18 protein-coding genes and 1 pseudogene are annotated in these 20912 nt (G+C 63.5%); 7 read left to right on the forward strand and 12 right to left on the reverse strand.

The features are described 5' to 3' along the window. Window positions 1-8: 8 nt before the first annotated feature. From V5A38_RS07990 to V5A38_RS08000, 3 genes are read right to left on the reverse strand one after another with little or no spacing between them, the layout of a single operon-like run. Window positions 9-449: a hypothetical protein gene (locus V5A38_RS07990; protein ID WP_332325233.1), complete on the reverse strand. Its 441-nt coding sequence runs from the start codon at window positions 447-449 to the stop codon at window positions 9-11. Beyond that, window positions 446-1120, reverse strand: a complete 675-nt coding sequence (locus tag V5A38_RS07995; RefSeq protein ID WP_332325234.1) for a 4Fe-4S dicluster domain-containing protein — start codon at window positions 1118-1120, stop codon at window positions 446-448. The genes V5A38_RS07990 and V5A38_RS07995 overlap by 4 nt, the downstream gene beginning before the upstream one ends. A gap of 1 nt (window position 1121) precedes the next feature. Beyond that, a complete protein-coding gene (locus tag V5A38_RS08000; protein WP_332325235.1) occupies window positions 1122-4319 on the reverse strand; it encodes a formate dehydrogenase subunit alpha in 3198 nt (1065 codons plus the stop codon). 220 nt (window positions 4320-4539) lie between these two features. On the opposite strand from V5A38_RS08000, the gene V5A38_RS08005 reads away from it, so the two are divergent. Together V5A38_RS08005 and V5A38_RS08010 are read left to right on the forward strand one after the other, a co-directional pair. Next, complete coding sequence (locus tag V5A38_RS08005; RefSeq protein WP_332325236.1) at window positions 4540-6672, forward strand: hydrogenase iron-sulfur subunit; 2133 nt, start codon at window positions 4540-4542, stop codon at window positions 6670-6672. Continuing rightward, window positions 6662-7288: a molecular chaperone TorD family protein gene (locus V5A38_RS08010; protein ID WP_332325237.1), complete on the forward strand. Its 627-nt coding sequence runs from the start codon at window positions 6662-6664 to the stop codon at window positions 7286-7288. Before V5A38_RS08005 ends, V5A38_RS08010 begins: the two co-directional genes overlap by 11 nt. A 243-nt stretch (window positions 7289-7531) precedes the next feature. On the opposite strand, the gene V5A38_RS08015 is transcribed toward V5A38_RS08010, so the two are convergent. The 6 genes from V5A38_RS08015 to V5A38_RS08040 all read right to left on the reverse strand — a co-directional run bounded on the left by V5A38_RS08015 (window position 7532) and on the right by V5A38_RS08040 (window position 11393). Then, window positions 7532-7723, reverse strand: a complete 192-nt coding sequence (locus V5A38_RS08015) for a hypothetical protein (protein ID WP_332325238.1) — start codon at window positions 7721-7723, stop codon at window positions 7532-7534. Window positions 7724-7761: 38 nt separating this feature from the next. After that, window positions 7762-8121: a hypothetical protein gene (locus V5A38_RS08020; RefSeq protein ID WP_332325239.1), complete on the reverse strand. Its 360-nt coding sequence runs from the start codon at window positions 8119-8121 to the stop codon at window positions 7762-7764. After that, window positions 8121-8267, reverse strand: coding sequence for a hypothetical protein (locus V5A38_RS08025; protein ID WP_332325240.1), 147 nt, complete (start codon window positions 8265-8267; stop codon window positions 8121-8123). Before V5A38_RS08025 ends, V5A38_RS08020 begins: the two co-directional genes overlap by 1 nt. After that, window positions 8267-8539 (reverse strand): hypothetical protein, encoded by a 273-nt coding sequence (locus V5A38_RS08030; RefSeq protein WP_332325241.1) that lies wholly within the window; start codon window positions 8537-8539, stop codon window positions 8267-8269. Before V5A38_RS08030 ends, V5A38_RS08025 begins: the two co-directional genes overlap by 1 nt. 89 nt (window positions 8540-8628) lie before the next feature. Then, complete coding sequence (locus tag V5A38_RS08035; protein WP_332325242.1) at window positions 8629-9564, reverse strand: hypothetical protein; 936 nt, start codon at window positions 9562-9564, stop codon at window positions 8629-8631. Continuing rightward, on the reverse strand, window positions 9561-11393 hold the full coding sequence (locus V5A38_RS08040; protein ID WP_332325243.1) for an aldehyde ferredoxin oxidoreductase C-terminal domain-containing protein: 1833 nt from the start codon (window positions 11391-11393) through the stop codon (window positions 9561-9563). Before V5A38_RS08040 ends, V5A38_RS08035 begins: the two co-directional genes overlap by 4 nt. A gap of 464 nt (window positions 11394-11857) precedes the next feature. On the opposite strand from V5A38_RS08040, the gene V5A38_RS08045 reads away from it, so the two are divergent. Beyond that, the gene (locus tag V5A38_RS08045) at window positions 11858-12256 is read left to right on the forward strand and encodes a CBS domain-containing protein (protein ID WP_332325254.1); all 399 of its coding nucleotides are present in this window, start codon (window positions 11858-11860) and stop codon (window positions 12254-12256) included. Between the two features lie 6 nt (window positions 12257-12262). On the opposite strand, the gene V5A38_RS08050 is transcribed toward V5A38_RS08045, so the two are convergent. Together V5A38_RS08050 and V5A38_RS08055 are read right to left on the reverse strand one after the other, a co-directional pair. Then, window positions 12263-14341 (reverse strand): prolyl oligopeptidase family serine peptidase, encoded by a 2079-nt coding sequence (locus V5A38_RS08050; RefSeq protein WP_332325244.1) that lies wholly within the window; start codon window positions 14339-14341, stop codon window positions 12263-12265. Between the two features lie 60 nt (window positions 14342-14401). Next, complete coding sequence (locus V5A38_RS08055) at window positions 14402-15742, reverse strand: cytochrome P450 (protein ID WP_332325245.1); 1341 nt, start codon at window positions 15740-15742, stop codon at window positions 14402-14404. A 125-nt stretch (window positions 15743-15867) separates the two neighbouring features. On the opposite strand from V5A38_RS08055, the gene V5A38_RS08060 reads away from it, so the two are divergent. From V5A38_RS08060 to V5A38_RS14625, 3 genes and pseudogenes are all read left to right on the forward strand, one after another. Continuing rightward, window positions 15868-17112 (forward strand): MFS transporter, encoded by a 1245-nt coding sequence (locus tag V5A38_RS08060; protein WP_332325246.1) that lies wholly within the window; start codon window positions 15868-15870, stop codon window positions 17110-17112. Window positions 17113-17628: 516 nt separating this feature from the next. Beyond that, window positions 17629-17823, forward strand: coding sequence for a hypothetical protein (locus V5A38_RS08065; protein ID WP_332325247.1), 195 nt, complete (start codon window positions 17629-17631; stop codon window positions 17821-17823). A 174-nt stretch (window positions 17824-17997) separates the two neighbouring features. Next, a pseudogene (locus V5A38_RS14625) lies at window positions 17998-18181 on the forward strand (glycosyltransferase family 1 protein); the annotation flags it as partial. 355 nt (window positions 18182-18536) lie between these two features. Here the strand turns inward: V5A38_RS14625 and V5A38_RS08070 are convergent. Beyond that, window positions 18537-19058 (reverse strand): hypothetical protein, encoded by a 522-nt coding sequence (locus V5A38_RS08070; RefSeq protein WP_332325248.1) that lies wholly within the window; start codon window positions 19056-19058, stop codon window positions 18537-18539. A 969-nt stretch (window positions 19059-20027) separates the two neighbouring features. On the opposite strand from V5A38_RS08070, the gene V5A38_RS08075 reads away from it, so the two are divergent. Next, window positions 20028-20663, forward strand: coding sequence for a helix-turn-helix domain-containing protein (locus V5A38_RS08075; RefSeq protein ID WP_332325249.1), 636 nt, complete (start codon window positions 20028-20030; stop codon window positions 20661-20663). Window positions 20664-20912 lie beyond the last annotated feature (249 nt).

Genomic DNA, 20912 nt, shown 5'->3' on the forward strand with positions numbered 1-20912 from the left:
TAAGTTTGTCATTCCTGGTCACCTCCGGAGGCGTCGGCGCCGTCGTCTGCCGGCGAGCCGCTGTCCTCGTCGTTTGCTCGTGCCGACGAGCCGCCATCCGCTGCAAGCTCCCCTTCGCCAGGCTGCTGCATCCGGTTGGCGAGGCGCCGGAACGCCCCCCAGTGGATGAACATCATCAGGAGAATGAACAGTCCCATGATGATGTCGACGAGGTGGACAGCGTCGACCATTATTTTCATCCAGCCGATCTCGTTGCCGGTTACCCAGTTGGCGCCGATGCCGCCGCCCTCGACGGTTGGCTGGACCCGGAACAGCTCCTCGTAGAAGATGTTGAAGCCGTTCACGACCCAGACGAGGCCGAGTGCGATGACCACCGAGACCGCGGCGTTGATCGCAATGACGGCTCGTGAATAGCTACTCGCGCCGTTGTCAGCGGTAGCGCTGCTCATACGCCGAACGCCCCCGCGTCGTCGCCGAAGACGACGGTCATCGCCTGGTCGTTGAAGAACGAACCGGACTCACGCTTGTCCAGCTCGTCGGCGATCTGCTCGCTGCTGCCGACGAGGATGGCGTCGGTCGCACACTCCTCCGCGCAGGCCGGGCCTTTGCCGACGTCCTGCCGTTCTTCGCACATGGTACATTTGTCCATCGTGCCGCCGGTGCCGAACAGCTTCGCTGCGCCGTCGTCGGAGTCCGGAAACTGGGGAGCGCCGAACGGGCAAGCCGAGAGGCAGTACTGGCAGCCGATGCAGACGTCCTCGCGCACGTCGACGAAGCCGTTCTCCTTCGTGACGAGTGCGTCGACCGGACAGACCGAGACACAGGGCGCGTTGTCACAGTGATAACACTGCATCGGCACGCTGGTCTCACCGGGTGACTCGCCCTGTGCCATCGCCTGCGAGGGGTCCGCGTTCAGGCCGTCAGCGCCCTCCTCGCCCTCGAGCATCGTGGAGATGCTGATACGCTGTTCGTCTCGAGGCATGTCCCAGGTTCGGTTACAGGCGACAACGCAGCCGCCACAGTCGATACACGCAGCTACGTCGGGGAAGATGCGCGTATCGTCGCCGGTGCTCATCACCCCCTGGCTCATCATTTCGGTGTCTGATTCGTTTGTGGACATCTTACTGGACCGTCGTGTTGTCGCGGGTGTCGAAGCTCTTCTGCTGCCCGAAGCCGTCCTCGTCCTGCGGGAACGTGAACGTCGAGAGATCGACGTCCATGTTCAGCTCGTCGACGAGCTCCTGGGTCGCCGGCCGGACCTTCGCCATCGCGGCCTTGGTTTCCTGCATCTGGGTCTCCACGTCGTAGCCACGCGAGGTGATGAAGTTCACCGAATCGCCGATGGCGAAGGGCTCGTTGCCGTCGGGGTATTTCTCGAGCAGGCTCTCGCCTTTCGCGATGCCGCCCCAGTGGTAGGGCAGGAATATCTCCTCCTGCTGTGGCCCGGTGCCGGGCCGCGGGGTGACCCGCGCCTTCACGAGGACGGACCCTCGGTCCGTCGTCGAGACGACGACGAGGTCGCCGCCGTCGACACCCAGCTCCTCGGCCATATCCGGATGGATTTCCACGTACATGTGGGGCTGGAGGTCCGCCAGGTACTCGTTGGAGCGCGACTCTGCGCCCCCGCCCTGGTGTTCGACCTGCCGGCCAGTGGTCATAATCGTGGAGTAGCCGCCCGAGTTCGCGGCGGCCGTCGCCTCCGACTGGACCGTCGCGTTGTTCTGGTCGAGTCGGTAGAAGTTGATCTGCTGGCCGTTCGATGGCCACTCCTCGACGAGGTCCGGACGCGGGCTCTCGACGGGCTCGCGGTGGACCGGCACCGTGTCGAGGAAGTTCCAGACGACCCCGCGTGCCCGCCCGCGACCAGTTGGTGCGTCTGGCTGCGTGAAGTCGTACTGTTCGTAGAACTCCTCGTCGAACTCCGTGCCGTAGCGGTCGTTCATCGCGACCGCCGTGTCGTACACGGACTTCGTCGGGTCGAGCGCGTACGCGTACGGCAGGGAGAGCGCGTCGGGATTGGTCGGGTCCGGCGGGAGCGTCGTCGCGAAGCCGGGGTACTGCGGAACGCCCTGGACCTCGCTGTCGAACGAGGAGTCCCAGTCGGGGGTGTAGGAGTCACGGAGCATGTTCAGGGCGTCCTCGCCGCCCTGGTCGTAGGTCTCCTGCATCGGGTAGTCCTTCTCCGTGTTCATCTCGTCCCAGTCGTCCGGCGTCGGCGCCTGGACACCCCAGCGGGAGCGGAAGTCCTGTCCGCCGTTCCGCGGGTCGAGCTCGTCGTTCCAGATGATCGGCGTGCCCGGATGCCCCTCCCCCCAGCACGGCCAGGGAAGCTGCCAGAACTCCCCGGAGACGGGGAGCCCTTCCTCCTCGGCTTTGAGGTTCTCGGTCGAGAACGCCCAGTCGTACTCACGCTGCTCCTGGAGTCGGCTGGGGTCCTGCTGGTAGCCGATCGTTCGGACGCCGAGGTTGACCTCGCGGAGCACCTCCTCGTAGCTGCTCTTCCCGTTGTGCATCCCGGGGCCCGAGCCCCAGTCGAAATGCTCGCCGAAGCCAAAGCGCTTGGCGAGTTCCTGCATAATCTCGAGGTCCGGCTTCGTGTTGTGGGACGGCGGTCGCACGGGATCGGACCACTGGACCGAGCGGTGGGAGTTCGTCAGCGAACGATGGTGTTCGTACTGTGACGCGGCCGAGAGGATGACGACGTTGTCCATATCCGAGAGCACCGAAGCCACGGACGGGAACACGTCGACGACGACGACCAGGTCCATCCGGTCCATCGCGTCTTTCATCTTCTGCATCTCCGAGATGGAGTTGACCGAGTGGCCCCAGATGATGACGGCTTTCAACTCGTCGGGCTGGTAGAGCGGCGTCTCGTTGAGCCGTTCCTCCTGCGGGAGTCCGCCGTCGAACCACCGCGCGACCGTCAGTCCCTTCTGGAACATCATCGAGCGGTTGGAGGGGAACGAGTCGTCGGCTGACTCCCCGCCAGACTGCCGCGTGTACTTCTCTTCGGGCATCAGATCGTAGCGGTCGTAGAGCTCCTCGAACCCGATCTCGCCGCTCGTGTAGGGGCTCTTCGACCAGACGTCCGACCAGTACTCCCACGAACCGGGGGACCCGACCGAGTAGTAGCCCGGCAGGATGTGGCTCGCGACGGCGAGGTCGGTCGCACCCTGTACGTTCGCGTGGCCACGCATGACCTGGAGGCCGCCACCCGAGTGGGCCGCGCTCCCGGAGGCCAGCGAGGTGAGCGCGTACGACCGGATGTTCTGGGTCCCGTTGTTGTGCTGGGTTCCACCCATTGCCCATTCGATCTGGAAGTTGGGTGCGTTATCGACGATGAGGTCACCGAGATGCTGAATCTGCTCCTGGCTGATCCAGGTGATGTCCTCGACCGTTTCGAGGTCGTACTGGTCGAGTTCGGTCTCGACGTCGGGCCAGCCCATCACCCGCTCCTGGAGCATCTGCTGGTCGAGTTCGCTCTCGTCCCGGAGATACTTCATCAGGCCCATCATCAGGGCCACGTCGGTCCCGGGGCGCATCCGGTAGTAGTGGTCGCCTTTCGCCGCGGTCTTGGTGAATCGCGGGTCGACGACAGCGATCTCACCGCCCCGTTTCTGCCCTTCGAGGATGTGCTGCATCGCGATGGGGTGGGCCTCGGCCGGGTTCTGGCCGATGATGAGGTTAAGATCGAAGTTGCGGTAGTCGTTGATCGTGTTGGTCATCGCCCCGTAGCCCCACGTGTTCGCGAGGCCGGCGACGGTCGTCGAGTGACAGATACGGGCCTGGTGGTCGACGTTGTTGGTTCCGAAGAAGCTCGCGAGTTTCCGGAATGCGTAGGACTCCTCGTTGGAGAAGTGGGCCGACCCCATCCACATCACGGAGTCGGGACCGTGCTCCTCTCGGATCTGGTCGAGTTCGCCTCCGACTTTCTCGAGGGCCTCGTTCCAGCCGGCTTTCCGCCAGGAGTCGCCGTCCTTCAGGAGCGGATGCTTCAGCCGCCGTTCGGAATGTTCGCTCCCGTAGATCGCGGCTCCTTTCGAACAGAGCGAACCGTTGTTGATCGGGTTCTCGTGCCAGGGCTCCTGGCCGACGAACGCGTTCCCTTTGCGTTCGCCCTTGAACCCACAACCGACGGCACAGAAGTTACAAACGGTTTTGCTAAGTTCGCCCTCTTCATCCGTTCCGTCGACCTCTCCGTCGCCTGCAGCGAGCGCCTGTCCGGCGCCGCCGCCCCCGAGAGCCACCGCGCCGGCGAGCGCGCTGGCTTTCAGGAACGACCTGCGGTCCAGGTCGAGAGAGACTGGTTCTGAACTCATGTGTTATATTCCTGTCGCGCCTTCAACTGCCGGCGCGCAATATGGAACGTCAAAAACGCCGCTTACTTAATTGCACCGTCCACGACACGAGTTTTTGCTGTCTCGTAATTGGCATTTACGAGACGACGGCCCGGTACTCTGTCCTCTCAAACAGGTCCGGCTCCGTCGGCATGGTCCAGGGTCGGAAGCCCTTTCCCCGTGGTAAGCCACCGCTCCTATGATGAAGGTAGGCGCATTTGTTTGCGACTGCGGTGCCCCTGACGCTCTGGACACGGAGGGCGTTCGCGAGGGCGTCGCCGACGAGGACGTCGAGGTTGTCGCCAGCGCGAGCCATCTCTGTGGGGAGGGGCTCCCGAAGGCCGCGGCGGTCGTCGACGAGTACGACCTCGACCACGTCGTCGCGACGGCTCCCGACGCGGGCTGTCAGCAGCGTATCCGGTCGATGACGGAGGAACAGGAACTCCATCCTGACGCGACAGCGTTCGTCAACCACCGGGAGGGAGCGGGCTGGGTCCACGAACCGGCCGCAGCCACCGAGAAAACTAGCCGGCTCATCGACTCGACCGTTGCCGGGCTTCGCGAGGAGTCGCCCGCCCGAACGGTCTCTCGCGATGCAGGCGAGCACGTCGTCGTCGTCGGCGACGCCGCAGCTGCCGAGTCCCTGGCCGGGCGGGCTGACGTGACGCTCATCGCCAACGGCGAGGAGTACGGCGATGGCGACGACGATTTCGACGACATCACTATCGAGCGCGGCCGCGTCCAGTCTGTCGAAGGTCGCTTCGGAGAGTTCGAACTCACGCTTCAGGCTCGGGTGACCGAGGAGTGTATCGGCTGTCTGGACTGTGTTCGCTTGGGCCCTGACGAGGCAGTGACGAGCTACCCCGTGGACATCGTCCCCGACCCGCCCGAGGGCGAGTATCTGGACTGCTGTCCCGTCGACGCCATCGAGCCGGAGGGCGTCGAACGTCCCATCGAAGCCGACCAGGTCGTCTACCCCGGCGGCCCCCGGAAGGGGCAAGGCGGCCAACTCGGCTACTTTTCGCATTTTGACGGCGGCGTCGCTGTGGCCGTCGAGAGCCAGCTCGGGGGCATCTCCAAACTGCAGCATCTGGATATCGATATGGAGCTCTGTGCCGCTGGTGACTCCGGCGTCGAGGGCTGTACCCGCTGTACGGACGCCTGTCCCCACGAGGCCGTCTCTCGTCCCTCGGTGGACACGGTGGCGTTCGACGAGACCGCCTGCATGGACTGTGGCGCCTGCACGTCAGCCTGCCCGACTGGGGCGGTCCAACTTCGCGAGCCGAACAACAAGCGCCTCGCTCGGGAGGTCGAGTCGGTGCTCGACGTGGACAGAGGCGGGCGACTTTCCTCCTTCCTGGGTGACGGCCAAGCTATCGAGTCGCCGGTGCTGGCGTTCGTCTGCTCAGAAAAAGCCGAGGACGCGCTGAACGCCTACGGCCGACAGGCTGGCCGCGGCGAGGCGGCGTCGTACGACCCGATCCTCCCTGTCCGCGTCAACTGTACGGACACAGTCGGCGAAGCGCAGGTGCTCCACGGACTCGCCGCTGGCGCGGACGCCGTCGCCATCGTCGGCTGCGGTGACGCCTGTCTCCACTCCGGCCCCGACCCGAAGGAGGAACTGGTCGATCGGATGAACGTCGCGACGGGCGACCTTGGACTCGGAACCCGAACCACGTTCATCGCACCAGAGAGCGACGGTCACGACGGCTTCGCCGAAGAACTCGATTCGTTCGTCTCCGGGCTGGACCCGACGCCGTTGCCAACCGGCGAGCACGAGGCAACAGGAACGGGGCGCCCCGACTCCCCGCGCGAACCCTTCTCGACCCACGACTGGGCGCTGGAGTCGCTCCGCGTGATTCTCGAGGAAACCGATCCGGAGCGCGACGTGATTCGGGGCCTCGACACGTTCGGCCGGATGCAGGTTTCGGACGACTGCAACCTCACGCCGACGTGTACGACGCTCTGTCCAACGAATGCGATCCAGCGCACGGACGAAGGGGAGCTCCAGTTCAACCACGCCGACTGTGTGAACTGCGAGCTCTGTGAGAGCGGCTGTCCGGAGGGCGCCATCACGATGGAGCCCGGCCTGAACCGCTCACGGTTGCCGGAGAACCGCGACGGCGAGGAGTGGGAGCCCGTGTTCGAGGGCGAGATGCTGAACTGCGTCCGGTGTGGCACCCCGTTCACCAGCGTCGGGTCGATGGAGACCGTCCGCGACGAGGTGGGCGACCTCGTCGAGGGCGTCGCTGGCGACAGCGAGCACAGCATCTTCGAGTACTGTGACGAGTGTCGTGCTGCTGTCGTGTTCCAGGGGGTGGACGATGGACGATAGCGCCGTCTACGAGGCCCGACTGGAGCTAATCGACTTCGTTATCGAGGTGTTCCACGACACACCCGACGACGCGTTCATCGAGCGCCTGCTGACCGGTGCGACGGAGACCCCCGGCGAGGCCGTCAACGACCATCTCGACAACGGGTTCGAGGAGCTCCGCACGTTCATCGAGGAGAACCAGGGGCGCGACCCCGGGGCGGTCGAAACCGAACTCGCGAAGGAGTACACCGCCATCATGGTCGGCCCGCGGCCCGACGTCCTCCCCCACGAGACGTTCTACCGCGACGACACGGAGTTCATCGGCGAAGGGCTCGCCGACGTGGAGGCAAGCTACGGTGCGGCGGGCTGGAACCCGCCCGAGGAGTACGGCGAGGAGAACGACCATATCGCCGTGGAGTTCGCATTCCTGCGCTACCTCATCGAGCGCCAGCGCGCTGGCGCCGAGGAGACGCTCGGCTTCGAGCGGGTGTTCCTCGACGAGCATCTGCTGCCCTGGGTCGAGGAGTTCACCGACCATCTCGGGGAGAAGACCGATAGCTCGCTGTTCCGGGCGGCCGCCTACATCGCTGCGGGCACGGTCGCGTTCGAGGACGAGATCATCGCACAGCTGCTCTAACTGTGACTCCCCCGTCGGTCGCGTTCACCCATCGAACATCGCCTACCGATACCGAACGGTCCGTCGGTACGGCCGTTCTCTTCCCTTTAATCAGTTGCCAACCGGGCAACTCCGCGCGTTCAGGGTTTCCGAGAGTCGGCCCCAATTCTTTACCGAGGGGGAGAGTCGGGTCGCACCTTCTCGGAGCCGGTGGCTATCGGTATCAGCGATGCAGTCGATACCGACTATAAAAATACCGAGGAGCTACTCGTCGTCGATTTCGTCGACCGAGGTGGGGAACGATTCGTCGTCGTCGAGATACGGGCTGTAATCGATCTCGCCGTCGACCTCGCCTTCGTTGAGTTCGTGGGGACCGACGTTGTACTCCCAGACCTCGTAGTCGCTGAAGGCGTCCATCGCACCCTTTGGTCGCCAGCCGCTATCTCGATTAACCATAGGGTCAAAACGAGTGGGTGGGGTTTAGTCGTTGTCCCTCACCAGTCCTCGGGATCGACCGGCGCGCCCGGCCCCGCACCGCCCTGAATCGAGTCGTCCGGCAGGAACGTCCGGGCGAACAGCTCCAGATGCAGCTCGAGCACCGTCGCAGGGTCGGAATCGACCCGCTCGGCCTGCGCTGTCAGGAGCTCCGAGAGCTCCTCGCTCGGCTCGTACTGGAGTGTCTCCTCGTCCAATTCGAACTCGATCTCGGTGGTACCGGAGGCGAGATGCTCGACCTCCAGCAGCGCCTGTTCGAGCTTCTGTTCGAGCGCCTCCTCTGTCTCCTGCATGCGAGTTTCGGCCCACTCGGCGGCCGCGTCGACGAGCCGGTCGCCGATGCGAACGGACAGCGCCATCAGAACTCCACCCCGGCGGCGTCGGCTTCGAACGCGAGTTCCCACAGGCTGACCTCCTCACAAACTGGACACTCCGTGTGGAACGCGTCGTGTTTGTCGGTAAAACGGGCGAACGTATCACACTGACTGCAGACGAACTCCCCCATCAGGCTACGTCGTCGGCGTCCTCCGGCGGCCACGTGTCTGCCGTCGGCTCGTCGTGGCCCAGCCCGCTAAACAGGACAAGCGAGAGCAGGATGACGGCGGCGAGGACGAGCAGCCCGACGACGCCGGCTCCGGCTGTCTGCCCCACGTCTGCGGGGCTCCAGTAGTTGATCTTGCCGAGTAGTTGAACGACAGTGAACGCGATCCACGCCATGCCGGCAAGCACCGCGAGTGTCAGCAGCCGTGACTGCTCCAGTGCCTCTCTCAGACTCATGTTTCATTCGTGAGAGTCCGAAGACAAAAAGCCATGGATGGTGGATACTCGACCCCTAACGACCGGCCGAGACCCACTTTCTTGCCGAGTTAGCCGTCGTTGATCTCCCAGCCGGCGTTCTCGGCCGCCGTTGCCAGGGGAACGAACTCCCAGTCGGCCTCCTGGGCCCACGCCTGTTCGCGCTCGTCGACGCCGACCAGCACCATCCGGTCGGCGTAGAACATCGAGTTGAAGCCGACCGCTTGGAGCCGTTCGGCCGGGCCGGTGCCCGAGCCGTTGAAGAAATCCAGGTCCAGCACGTTGTCGCGCTGGTACTTGTTGATCACCGTTGCGTCAACGTCGCCGACGAGGCCGATGTAGTCGGTCCACCCTTCGGCGTCCGCCAGCGCAGCGTGGACGTTGTCGAGGCGACGGATGGCGCGGTAGGAGATCGCCATCGTCATCTCGGCTTTTTTGCTCGACCCGGAGCCGTGGGAGGCCGCGCCCGGCGTCGATTCAGACTGCTTTACGGGTTCGGCGTTCGCCCACTCCTCGCCCCGGGAGTGACCGCTCCCCGACGCGTTGCTGGCAGCAGCCGGGTCGGCGTCTGTCTGGGACGGCGACCCGGGTGATGGGCCTTCACCGGCCTCCGTCGCAGCGCCGCGTTCCTCGGCAGCCTCGCTCCAGGCCGCCGATGGACTCTCGTCGTCGGTCCCGCTATCCTCGCTCTCTCCGGCCTCACGCTCCGCTGCGCTCGGCGGCACTCCACCGGTGGGCACGTCGCCAGAACTCGCCGCAGAGCCACCTGCACCACCGCTCTCGACGGGGACGCCGACGGGTTTGTCGTCGTTCTCCCGCGGGATGCGTGGGGTTGCGGCAGCATCTCCGGCGAAGTCGTCGGCGCCGATATCCACGTTGTAGTCGGGTTCGTCGGGCTCCTCGTCGGGACTCCCGTCGCCCCGCCAGAGCCAGTCACCCCGGTTCGGTCCGGGCTTGTCATCGTCGTCTGGCTGTTCGATGTCGTCGAGATTGATTCTGTCGGTCATTCTGAACGAGCTTCCTCTTCCGCCACTGATTCCACGGCACGGTACTCGCTGGAGAGCGGCGTCTCGTCGTCGAGAATTGCGGTCAACCCGAGCGCCTCAACGAGTTCCGGACTGGGGAGTCCGTCGCGGCCCCAGCCGCGGTAGTCGTAGTAGGCGTCGAGCGTTCGGTCGAACGTCTCCGGGTTGATGGCGGCGCCGTCCTCGCGGGTCTCTCGAAGCCGCGCTGGGAGTTCGTCCTCCGCCCGGTCGAATCCCTCGCGGGCGTTGAACAGCCGCACGAGCGTCCAGATGCGCTCGCCGGCACGAGCCAGCGAGTCGGCGTCGTGGTCGATGCCGACCGCACGGAGCCACTCGGCGCCGAGGTCTTCTCGGAGCACGTCGCCGAGGAAATCGTCGGCGACGAGGCTCCAGAGCACCGACCGGGCGGTCTGGGCGTCGGCGACGTGCTGGACCGTTTCCGCACGTGAGCGGTCGACGAACACCGCTTCCTCCACAGGTCGGGCGCGCCTGTGGCAGCCGCCGCGGTCGCTGGTCGCGTAGGCGAGTGCCATCCCGGTTGCCCCACGCGGGTCGTAGCCGGGCAGGGCCATCGCCTTCACCGTCGGCATCAGTTCCTCGCCGGAAAGTGCGTCGTCATCCTCGTCACCCGATTCCTGAGCGGCGAACCGGGCGGCTGCGGCGGCGACGCCCTCCGCCAGCGCGTCAGCCAGTTCGTCTTCGCGGGCAGCGACCCGCTCGATAACGTTCCGGGCGGCCTCGTCGTCACCGAACGCAATCGATTCGTCGACGAGCCCGGCCTCGGCGGCCAGCGCTGTCCACGCGACGACGCTCCCGGCCTCGATAACGTCGACGCCGAGGCGGTCGCAGGTCGCACCCAGCGCGGTGACGGCATCGAAATCGTCGATACCCAGGCCGGCGCCGAGGCTGATCGACGTCGCGCCCCGCGGAACGCTCTCGCCGTTCTCTGTCTCGACCCGGAAATCGCCTGGCACGCGGTCGTCTTCGCGTTCGCGACCAACGGCGGCGTCCTGTACGGCGGCGATGCCGACGCCGTCGCTCCCGTCGAACCGGCCAGACTGCCAGCCCTCGGTGGCGAGCGCGCCGACCTCGTCGGCGAAATCCACGGATTCGAGTGTCCCACTTGCAGCTTGCCAACGCCCTGTCGCGTGGTCAGCGTAGGCAGCATCGGTCTCTTCGCGGAGTCGTTCGATCGCGGAGGGAATCTCGGGTGGGTCGCCGTGGACGACGACGGATTTCAGGCGTTTCGAGCCCATCACTGCGCCGACGCCGCCGCGGCCGGCGTGATGGTCGCCGGCGTCTGAGGCGACCGTCGCATACACCACTTCCGCCTCCCCGGCCGGACCGATACAGGCCACTGACGCGTCGGGGTAGGCGTTGGCGGTTTCGACGGTGTCTTGCCCCCAGCAGTTGGCGGGTTCGATCCGTCCCTCGCCGTCCTCGATGACGAGCGACACCGGCTCAGCCGCGGCACCCCGGACGATGACGCCCAGACAGTCCGGTAGCGCCCCAGCGAGCGCTGGGGGGAAGCTCCCGCCAGCGTAGGAGTCGAGAAACGTGCCGGTCAGTGGTGATTTCGTGACCGCGGCGTAGCGCGTCTCGCCCGGGAGATAGCCCGAGAGCGGACCGAGGGTGAAACAGAGTCGGTTCTCGGGGGTAAGCGGCCCAGTCCCCGCCTCGAGTTCGTCGTACAGATAGCGCGCTCCGAGTCCCTTTCCGCCAAGATACTGGCGGCGCCACTGCTCGGGGACTGGCTCCCGACTGACCTCACTCGTCGTGAGGTCGACACGCAGTACTGTATCCCGGTGCATCTACTCGTTCAACTGGGGTGGATGGCAAAAAGGGTTCCTTCACCGACGCTACTGCGTCTGATCACCCTCGGTGTCCCGGAAGCGGTGGAACTGACTGCCGTCGAACACGGCGGCTGCGATGTGGTGGTCCGTACATGTGAGGAGACCAGGGATTGGTCTGCCGCCGTTGTGGATCGAGGCGCTGCAGCCCCGACCACGCGCTCTCGGTGTTCGACGTCGACGAGAGACGGCGGGCGGTACGACGCGACGCTCGCCTTCCGACTGAGACCGGTCTTCGAGCCAAGCGCCACCGAACAGGTGGTAGCCACGCACAACTGACCAGCCAGTAGCCACAGAGTCAACTCCCGGGGCATTCTCCTCGACCGCCTGTAACCAGCGATAACGAGCCGACGTACCGGGACCCCGAAGGGGGAAGGGTTATGCCCAAACTCCTGCTACTAACTGTCATGGAGGATATCAACGACATCGACGATATCTTTGTCGCCCAACTGATGACAACCGACCTCAAAACGGTCGTGCCGGGGACGCTCGTCGAGGATGCCGCGGACCTGATGCTCGACGAGACGATCGGCTCGGTCGTCGTTGTCAACGATGCGCACGAAATCGAGGGTATTCTCACACGGACGGATTTCGTCGACATCGTCGCCGGCCAGAAGCCCAAGGATCAGACCCCTGTCTCGGCATATATGACCCCCGACGTGCTGACTGCAGAGGCCGGAGAGACGATTCGCACTGTCGCCGACCGGATGGTCGAAGCCGGTATTCACCACGTGCCCGTCGTCGACGACGACGAGGTCATCGGCATCATCACGACGACGGACCTGACGGGCTACCTCTCGACGGTACAGACGCCGAGTCCATAACTGAGGTTACTCTTCGCTTTCGCCTGCCCCTCTGGCCGCATCGACATCTGCGCCTAACTGGTCACAGAGCCACGTCCACTGATCGACCTGCTCTTCGACGATCATCTCCGTCGACTTCCCGATGCCGTGGCCCGTATCAGTCTCCGTGCGCAACGCGATGGGGTCGTCGCCGGTCTGATGGTGCTGGATGAGTGCGGTCATCTTCCGGGCGTGGCTCGGGTGGACCCGCGTGTCCCCTGCAGCGGTCTTGAACAGCGTCGGCGGGTACTCCCCGTCCTCCACGTTGTGGTAGGGGGAGTACTCCCGAATATACTCGAACGCGTTTTCCTCATCGGGGGAGCCGTACTCTACAGTCCAGGACTCGCCCAGGAGGAAGCGGTGGAACCGCAGCATATCCAGCAGCGGGACCGTACAGAGCACGGCGCCCCAGAGGTCGGGCCGTTGGGTGAGCGCGGCGCCGGTGAGCAGGCCACCGTTCGAACCGCCGTAGGCGCCGAGATGCTCGCTGTCGGTGTAGCCCGCATCGATGAGCCCCTCGCCGACGGCGTGGAAGTCATCGAAGACGTTCTGCTTGTTTTCGCGCATCCCCGCCTCGTGCCAGGGCTCGCCGTACTCCGTACCGCCGCGGAGGTTCGCGACAGCGAAGACGCCGCCGGCCTCGAGGAACGGCCCCGCAAACCGCCAGAAGCTCGGTGTCTGTGGGATGCGGAAGCCGCCGTAGCCGTAGAGCACTGTCGGCGCCTCGTCGTTCGGCTCGAGCCCCTCGCGGTGGACGACGAACGCCGGCACCTCCGTCCCGTCCGCGGACTCGAAGAACTCCTGGCTCACGGCGATATCCACGTCGAGTGAGACCTCGTCCTGGCCGATGACTTCGGTTTCGGGACCATCCTCTGCAAGCCAGTAGCGCGTGACCCGGTCCGGTTCTTCGAAGCCGTGGACCACGTAGAACAGTTCCTCACCCTCGTCGTCGGCCTCGACGCCGTCGATGGTGCAGAACTCAGGGCTCGGTAGCTCCTCGACGTTCTCGCCGTCCTCCCAGACGGAGAGCGCCGAGGAGGCGTCCCGGAGGTGATTGGCAATGAGCGCGTCCCCTGCTACAGTGATGTCCTGTAACACTGCGTCCGTCTCGGGAATCGTCTCGGTGAACTCCTCCGGGTCGAGGTTCTCGCCCTCCGCGAGCGACTCGATATCGGCGGTGAGCACGCGGGAGTAGTCGGCCTCGTAGTTCGTGAGGAAGTGGCCCTCCCCGTCGCCGACGTGCGGACCGAACGTGGCATCGTACTCCGTCAGCAGCGGGACCAGTGGCTCCTCGGCGTCGGCGTCGACACGGTAGAGATCGGTGTGCGTGGTTCCTTCGTGGACGGCGGCGAACAGGGTTCCAGTCTCCTCGTCGATTTCGAGTTCGGGCCAGGCGTGCTCACTGAACTCGTCCGTGAGCAGTTCGTCGTCCTCGGGGCTATCACCGTGGGTATGCGCGTAGAGTGCCTTATCCAGTTGGTTCCCGTCCCCCTCCCCATCGTCGGGACCACCGGTTCGGACCGAGTAGAAGCCGTCATCGGTCCAGGCGAAGCCGCCAGGGTCGACGCGACCGGCGTCTGGGACGACGTCCAGCCAGCGCCCGGTGGTGGTGTCGACGACGCGCACGTCGTACTGCTCCTGGCCGCCTTCATCGTAGCCATAGGCCAGTCGGTCGCCGTCGGGCCCGACCGTGAACCAGTTCATCGACGCCGCCTCCCCCTCGAACGTGTTGGGGTCGACCAGCGCGATGGCTTCCTCCTCGAAGGAGTCCCGGACGTACAGCACTGCGTGGTCCTCGTCGGGTGCCTCGATGGTCTGGAAGTAGCGCCCGCCGGCAGCGGTGACGGCGCCGTACTCGGTGACGCGCGCGACCGATTCGAACTCGGGGCGGAGTGCGTCGCGGGTGTCGCTGTCGAGCACGTAGTCGGCGTACTCGTTCTGGGCCTCGATCCATTCGCGGACCGCTTCGGTGTCCTCCTCGAGCCAGCGATACGGGTCGACGATTTCCTCGCCGTGGCGTTCCTCGGTGACGGGCCGGCGCGCAGTGTCCGGCGGTGTCTCGCGCATGGATGGACTGCGCCGCGGGAGCGGCTTAAAAGGGGGCGAACCGGCAGCCGAGTCGACGCATTATCGCTCGTGGACCCGCATGAGCACCGGCTCCGTCGGACGCGTCGTAATCGACGGCAAGAGCGACAGCTTCGGCTCCGACACAAGCTCGAAATGCCGGTTTTGATAGAGCGTCGCGAGCACGAGTTTCGCCTCCAGTTTCGCGAACCGGTCGCCCACACAGCGCCGTGGGCCGCCACCAAAGGGGAAGTAGGCAAAGCGGGGCAGCGACTCACGCAGGTCGTCGCTCCACCGCCCGGGGTCGAACGCCATCGGGTCGTCGAAGAAGCGCGGGTCACGATGGAGCGTCCACTGGTTCAGGTTCACCGTCGCGCCCTCGGGTATCGTGTAGCCGCCAAGCGCCACATCTGTTTTGGCTTCCCGGAGGATGCCGTGCACCGGTGGGTAGAGCCGCATCGATTCCTCGACGACCTGCTCGGTGTACTCCAGGTTGGGTGCATCGGCCATCGTCGGCCGGTCGCCGCCGAGCACGTCCTCCAACTCCGCGACCAGCAGGTCCTCGGCGGCCGGGTTCTGGCCCAGACAGAACAGCGAGAACGTCAGCGCGAGCGCAGTGGTCTCGTGGCCGGCGAGCAGGAGCGTTCGCACCTCGTCGCGCACGAGTTCGTCGTCCATCGTCTCGCCCGCGTCGTCACGTGCCGTCAACAGTGTCGAGAGCACGCTGTCTTCATCGATGGATTCGGCCCGATGTCGTTCGATGATGTCGTCGACGACGTCGTCGATATCGTCGATAGCCTCGAAGAATGCGCGATTTCCTGGCGTGGGCGCCGATATGGGGACCAGCGAGGAGGCCGGACTGCCGACCCTGTCCATCACCACGTCCAGCGCCTCGCTGATGGTGCCGCCGTCCTCAACCTCCATCCCGAACAGCGTTCGGGAGACGATGTCGAGGGTGACCGACATCAGTTCGCTGTGGACGTTCACTGTCTCGCCGTCCGCCCAGCTGTCGGCCATCGCCGTCGTCTCCTCGACCATTATTTCGCTGTACTCCGCGATGCGATCCGGATGGAACGCGGGGTTGACCATGTGGCGCTGGCGGCGCCACTGGTCGCCCTCGGCGGTCAGCAAGCCGTCACCGGTGACCGGATCGAGGATGTCGTGGAACAGCTCCCCCTTGCCGAACTGCTCGTTACGGTGGACCAGCACCGTCTCCACCAGCTCCGGATCGTTCAGCTGGTAGAACTCGCGTCCAAGTGAGCTGTAGTATGTCAGCGGGCCGTACTCACGGGAAAGCCGGGTCTTGAACGCGAACGCGTCGCGCGCGAACGCGAGAAACGAGCCGATGACGGGGTAGCCGTCAGGACCTGGCGGACGTTCGGGGGCTCCCGACGAATCGAACATACAATTTACAATAGGTTGTTACGGTAAGTACTGTTCGTTGCTTCGTGCCTGGTTCCGGTGGCGGAATCCCCCGCGGTTTGCCGCCAGCCGTAGGGTTGGGAACGGGGGGATTCTTGAGCCGGTAGATGGCTACGAGCGTCCGAGAGGCACCGAAGGAAGCGGCAGCAGTCGTGGGGCTCATCAGCGGCTCACAGTACGTCAACCACGCGTATCTGGTGCTGTTCCCGCCGATACTCGCGACGCTCTCGACGGAGTTCGGGGTGTCGCTCTCGCTCCTCGGACTCGCGATCGGTGTGCAAGGAGCCACCAACACGCTCTTCCAACTGCCGTTTGGCTGGCTCGCCGACGCCCGTGACCGGACAATCGCGTTCGCACTCTCGTCAGTCTCGGGCGCGCTGGGGGTGCTCGTCGTCGCTGTCGCTCCGGATTTCTTCACCCTCGTGCTCGGACAGGCACTCATCGGGGTCGGCGTCGGTGGTCACCACCCGGCTCACTACCCGCTGCTCTCTGACGCGACGCCTGATGGACTTCGAGGCCGAGCGTTTTCCGTATACGGCGTCGGGGGCGCGCTCGGTTTTGCCACGCCGCCGGTGTTGTTCACGCTATTCATCGGGGCTGGGCTGACCTGGCGTCATGCGGTCGGCACTGTTGGCGGGGTCGGCCTCTGTTACGCATTGGCCGCGACCGGTGCGCTCCGCCTCGCCATCGGCAAGGAGGTTACTGCGCCGAACGTCGGCGACGCCGAAGCAGCCGAGAACGTGGAGGGTGAACCGCTCCGTGACCGGGCCGTCGCGGCGCTCCGGGCGTTGGCGAACTCGCCCGGTATCATGGGACTCACGCTGTTGGCCTTACTCACCTCGACGGCGTCCTGGGGGGTGAACACCTACGCCGTTGTCTTCCTCGACCGGGCCTACGGCGTCACCCCAGATACAGCGAACCTCGCGCTGACGGGGATGTTCGTCGTGGGTGCGGTAGCCATCATCCTCGGTGGCGACCTCACTGATAGGATCGCTCCTGGCCCGGTGATGGTTGCGGCGTTCGCCGCGGTGACGGGCTTCGTTGCGCTGCTCGCCTCGGGACTTGTTCCAGCGATAATCGCCATTGCCGCCCTGCTCGGTGTTGGTGCGGCTCGAAGTCTCGCCGGCCCCGCCCGGGATGGACTGACGGACGAACTCTCGGCTGCCGACACGGTCGGAACGAACTTCGCGGTGGTGAGCGTCGGTGTGATGCTCGGTGGCGCCATCGCCCCACCGATGTTCGGCTACATGGTGGAGACGTCGGGCCCGAGTGTGGCGTTCGGTGCTATCGCCGGCGTCGCGCTCGCGGGCACAGTCGTAACTGTGTGGCTGGCGACGATTGTGGCGGAGTGACAGCTGGGAAGTTCCTTCTGCAGGCTCAGCCGGAACCGGACGGATTCCGAATCGTCATCGAACGGAATCCGCTCCTGGCCAAGTGATTCGCAGAATCGATGGGTGTCGGACAGTGCTGCGGGTGACTGGAGCAACCCCTGCTTGGAGCATCGAACTCCCGACAGGGTTCGTTCGGCGCTTTCCCTGTACGAACCGCCGGTTCGTGACTGCCTAGCTACCCAATAGATGCCCGCGTGGACGGCAGTGGACCTCATTTCCAGCGGCGCCCGGCGATGTCGTCGGGGGTGATTCGGTGTCGCCGGTCAGCCCTATAAACTCCACTTCTGGGTTCGACAGTGCTCGTCAGTCACTGCTTTCACGCCGTGAGTGATTGCCAGCAAAGCGTAGTCCATGAGGGGTTCTTTGGTCCCTAATTAATCGAAAATCGCCGGACGGGCCCTTAATCCTTCCCAATCTCTCCAGACGGTTACTGAGTGTATACTGATACATGAACAGCGTTTACCCAACGGTGACGACATGTCGAAACGTGACCCAGACTGTGACAAAACCGAGCAGGTCGATGCCCTCCCAGTGTTCGATCTGTGTTGGGACGTCGACGACGTGAACGACCCGACCTACATCACCGTGTTCGCCGAACAGCGGACCGAGAACGTTACGCAGTGGATCTCTATCGAGACGGACTATGCAGTCGGCCTCGACGATGTTCGGTGACGGTCTCACTGTCGACCGACGTCCGACCGGATCCCAGTCACGCCTCCCCCGTTGTGGCTCTCAGTTACGACCTTCTCTTCACCGCCCCTGACTGTCACTCACGGTATCCGAGCGCAGTGAGACGGTCCTCGATCTCCCCACCCTAATAGTGGTGCCCTCCAACGGAACTCCCGAATGAACATCACCGTCGGTTCGAACGTCGTCCATCCGTTTGCCAAAGGGTGTGCCCAGAAGCGAATCCACGAACTCGGATAGGCGACTCGCGGCCAACGGACACGAAGTGATCATCTACAGCCGGCAGTACTGGCAGGGGCCTGAGGAGACGACACACGAAGGCATAACGTTACGAGCTGTCAGTTGGCGGTGTTCAGATACAGAGTCAGTGAACGGGTTGCGTTCGGCGAACCAGCCGGCTTCCTGGTGGCCTGCGAAAATCGGAGATTTCCGGGCGACGGAAACGGTTCGCAGTTTCCGTAGATCGAAACGAACAGCAGGTGACGGATCTCGATCTGTCTGCCAGAGTCAACTTCCTCGGCTTCCTCGTCGAGCGACCCGTCCGCGTTTGCCGATGCACTTCCCCGGGGGTTCTCGGGCGAACGCGCAGCTATCAAGCCGACCGAGCAGAGGAAACGGTATGACTGGGACCGGATTGCAGCGCAGGCAGAAACCGTGTACCAGGACGTCGCTCACCGAAAGAGCCGTGAGTGGCGGTATTACCCCGATCGATCACTGGAGAGCATCCGAGTGAGCCGGTTCCGATAGTTCTGCAACCGCTTCGTCAGCGACCCCTTCGGTTCCGCGTTCTCGTCTACGGTGGGGTCGAGGAGGATATACGGAATCAGTAGGTTGGCTCGGTCGGTTAACTCGACCGTCCCGCGGTCCTCGTCGTACTCGATGACCTCCGCATCGGCCAAGCGCGGGAGGTGAACCTGATACAGGGAGATATAGAGCCGTTTACGCTGCTGGGCGGAGACCTCTGACTGGTCGATGTCGTGTTCCGCTGCCGCGAGCTGTTCGGCCAACTCACCCCGCGTCGCCTCACCGCCAACGGACTTCAGATAGCAGATGACTCCCCGCCGCCGCGGTGAGGTAAGGAGTTCGAATATGATGTCTTTGGAGAGCCGGCCGGTCTCTTCAGCTGGGCCGTCGATCGCCAGTTCCGGGGATGAGTCAGTATCAGCTCCCTCTCCCGCTGATTCGCCCAATTGAGCATTCCCCTCGCGCTTCCTCACCATAAGGAATGGTAGACAGGCTGTACTATGGTAAAACTATGCCTCATAGTGATTACTGCGAGTCTGTCCCGGCGTAACCATCCGTGTCGGTGATGGGAGCCCCTGAACCGGCGTCTTTCGACACCGTCGATGACACTATTCGCAGTAATCACTATCAGCAACACATCAAGTGTGAATCTCACGGATATCACTCCTGACGGAACTAATCCTGCACAAAGAGAACGGAGCCCGCCGTGGTGATGGTGGGTGTCCGTGCTTAGTGGGACCTGCCAAACAGGAGGTTCGAGAGGCGACAGCGGACTCATGCTGAACCAGCGAGCCTCCCAGCATTCAAATCAAGGTTCTCGGAGGCGAAAACAGATAACTCGGACCCTAACTAATTACGACTGGAACGTACGTATGGGTGGTTCGCTGGCAACCCTACATTGCTCCCCCATCCCGCTGTGTCAGCGGACCACCGATTTTCGGGGCCACCACAGAGGACAGCCGGGCGGCTCCGCAGTTCAATCGCCCGGAAACGGTGTTCGCGGTAGCCGCAGCATGCTCAGCGAGCATGTACTGGAGCAGTTGTACAGGTCGCGTTCGAGATCCTCGAAAGCCGTCTTCGACTTATCAATCGAATCATCAGTAAGCAGGTACCGTCGACGGAACGAGCCAGGCTGATGCGTATCGACCAGAACTCGCGGGCACGATTTTTCGATTTTCATTCACATAGCTGTTTCCACCCTCCCAAACGTTATACGGAAACGACATATCTGCTTTTGATAGTAATTTCGTCCAGATCGAAAAATGGCGGGCAGTAAGGGAGAATTATTTGATAAGTACGAGATGAAACGAGAGTGTATATAATATATTAAATATAAATTTCATCAAATCGTATATATCGTTGATAATTCTGGCCAAAGACCTGCAGCAATCATCAAAAACCCAATAAATAACTAAGGCTGATGCTGGCCATTGTTCGGCCGATGTATGACTGTACTTGCCGAAGTGTTGATTCCGACAGACGCATTCGGACTTGGGCCCGTCTTCGACGAGTTTCCCGATGCCCAAGTCGAATTTGAACGCGTAGTCCCACTCGAAAAGCAATGCCCCACACTCCTCCGTGTGGATGGGTTCAACGACAGTGACGTTCAATCGACACTCCAGCAGAGCGATTGTCTCGATGTCATTCAAAATCTAACAGACATTTCTGACGAGCGGCTCTATGTCGTGCGTCTCACGACCGACAGTAGTCCGGTTCTGGAGGTTCTCACGGAGACAGACGTTCACATCCTGAACATCATCGGGCGCTCCGATTCATCGGAGTTCCGGGCGCGCTTTGCGACCCACGACGAACTCATCGAGTTCAATCAACATCTCACCGGGAAGGGCATTCCAGTCACGCTACAGCGACTCTACAATTCGGACCCTGAACATCTGAGCTCGATATCGGACAAGCAACGAGAAGCTGTCAGGTTGGCACTCCGTCAGGGGTACTTCGAAATCCCACGTCAGTGCACGATAGAAGAGCTGGCTCACAGTGTCGGGGTCAGCGATAGCGCGTTCTCCCAACGGCTACGACGAGGCATCGCGGCCTGTGTCGGAATGTGTTTGGACGAGCAGTAACCGACGCAAACCGGTTTTTCGGAGGCGATTCTACGTCGGGTTAATCGCAGTTTAGGATGGTCTAACCCAGCCTCCAGAGTGCTGACTTCGCTATCGACGCCAGTACAAACTGCATATAGCTTGATTGCTGTCCAACTCTCGTCGCTCTCGGAGTGCGAATTCATCGTCGGTGTTGGATCTGTTTCGAATTTCGAACAGCGACGTCCGACTGTCTGACCGCGATTTCTGATTTCTACCTTTATCCCATAT

Origin of the sequence: Halolamina sp., assembly GCF_036626355.1 — an archaeon.
GTDB lineage: Archaea > Halobacteriota > Halobacteria > Halobacteriales > Haloferacaceae > Halolamina.

Coding starts and splice junctions, on each gene's coding strand:
- V5A38_RS07990 (WP_332325233.1), bottom strand. CDS start 449: ATGAGCAGCGCTACCGCTGACAACGGCGCGAGTAGCTATTCACGAGCC.
- V5A38_RS07995 (WP_332325234.1), bottom strand. CDS start 1,120: ATGTCCACAAACGAATCAGACACCGAAATGATGAGCCAGGGGGTGATG.
- V5A38_RS08000 (WP_332325235.1), bottom strand. CDS start 4,319: ATGAGTTCAGAACCAGTCTCTCTCGACCTGGACCGCAGGTCGTTCCTG.
- V5A38_RS08005 (WP_332325236.1), top strand. CDS start 4,540: ATGAAGGTAGGCGCATTTGTTTGCGACTGCGGTGCCCCTGACGCTCTG.
- V5A38_RS08010 (WP_332325237.1), top strand. CDS start 6,662: ATGGACGATAGCGCCGTCTACGAGGCCCGACTGGAGCTAATCGACTTC.
- V5A38_RS08015 (WP_332325238.1), bottom strand. CDS start 7,723: ATGGTTAATCGAGATAGCGGCTGGCGACCAAAGGGTGCGATGGACGCC.
- V5A38_RS08020 (WP_332325239.1), bottom strand. CDS start 8,121: ATGGCGCTGTCCGTTCGCATCGGCGACCGGCTCGTCGACGCGGCCGCC.
- V5A38_RS08025 (WP_332325240.1), bottom strand. CDS start 8,267: ATGGGGGAGTTCGTCTGCAGTCAGTGTGATACGTTCGCCCGTTTTACC.
- V5A38_RS08030 (WP_332325241.1), bottom strand. CDS start 8,539: ATGAGTCTGAGAGAGGCACTGGAGCAGTCACGGCTGCTGACACTCGCG.
- V5A38_RS08035 (WP_332325242.1), bottom strand. CDS start 9,564: ATGACCGACAGAATCAATCTCGACGACATCGAACAGCCAGACGACGAT.
- V5A38_RS08040 (WP_332325243.1), bottom strand. CDS start 11,393: ATGCACCGGGATACAGTACTGCGTGTCGACCTCACGACGAGTGAGGTC.
- V5A38_RS08050 (WP_332325244.1), bottom strand. CDS start 14,341: ATGCGCGAGACACCGCCGGACACTGCGCGCCGGCCCGTCACCGAGGAA.
- V5A38_RS08055 (WP_332325245.1), bottom strand. CDS start 15,742: ATGTTCGATTCGTCGGGAGCCCCCGAACGTCCGCCAGGTCCTGACGGC.
- V5A38_RS08060 (WP_332325246.1), top strand. CDS start 15,868: ATGGCTACGAGCGTCCGAGAGGCACCGAAGGAAGCGGCAGCAGTCGTG.
- V5A38_RS08065 (WP_332325247.1), top strand. CDS start 17,629: ATGTCGAAACGTGACCCAGACTGTGACAAAACCGAGCAGGTCGATGCC.
- V5A38_RS08070 (WP_332325248.1), bottom strand. CDS start 19,058: ATGGTGAGGAAGCGCGAGGGGAATGCTCAATTGGGCGAATCAGCGGGA.
- V5A38_RS08075 (WP_332325249.1), top strand. CDS start 20,028: ATGACTGTACTTGCCGAAGTGTTGATTCCGACAGACGCATTCGGACTT.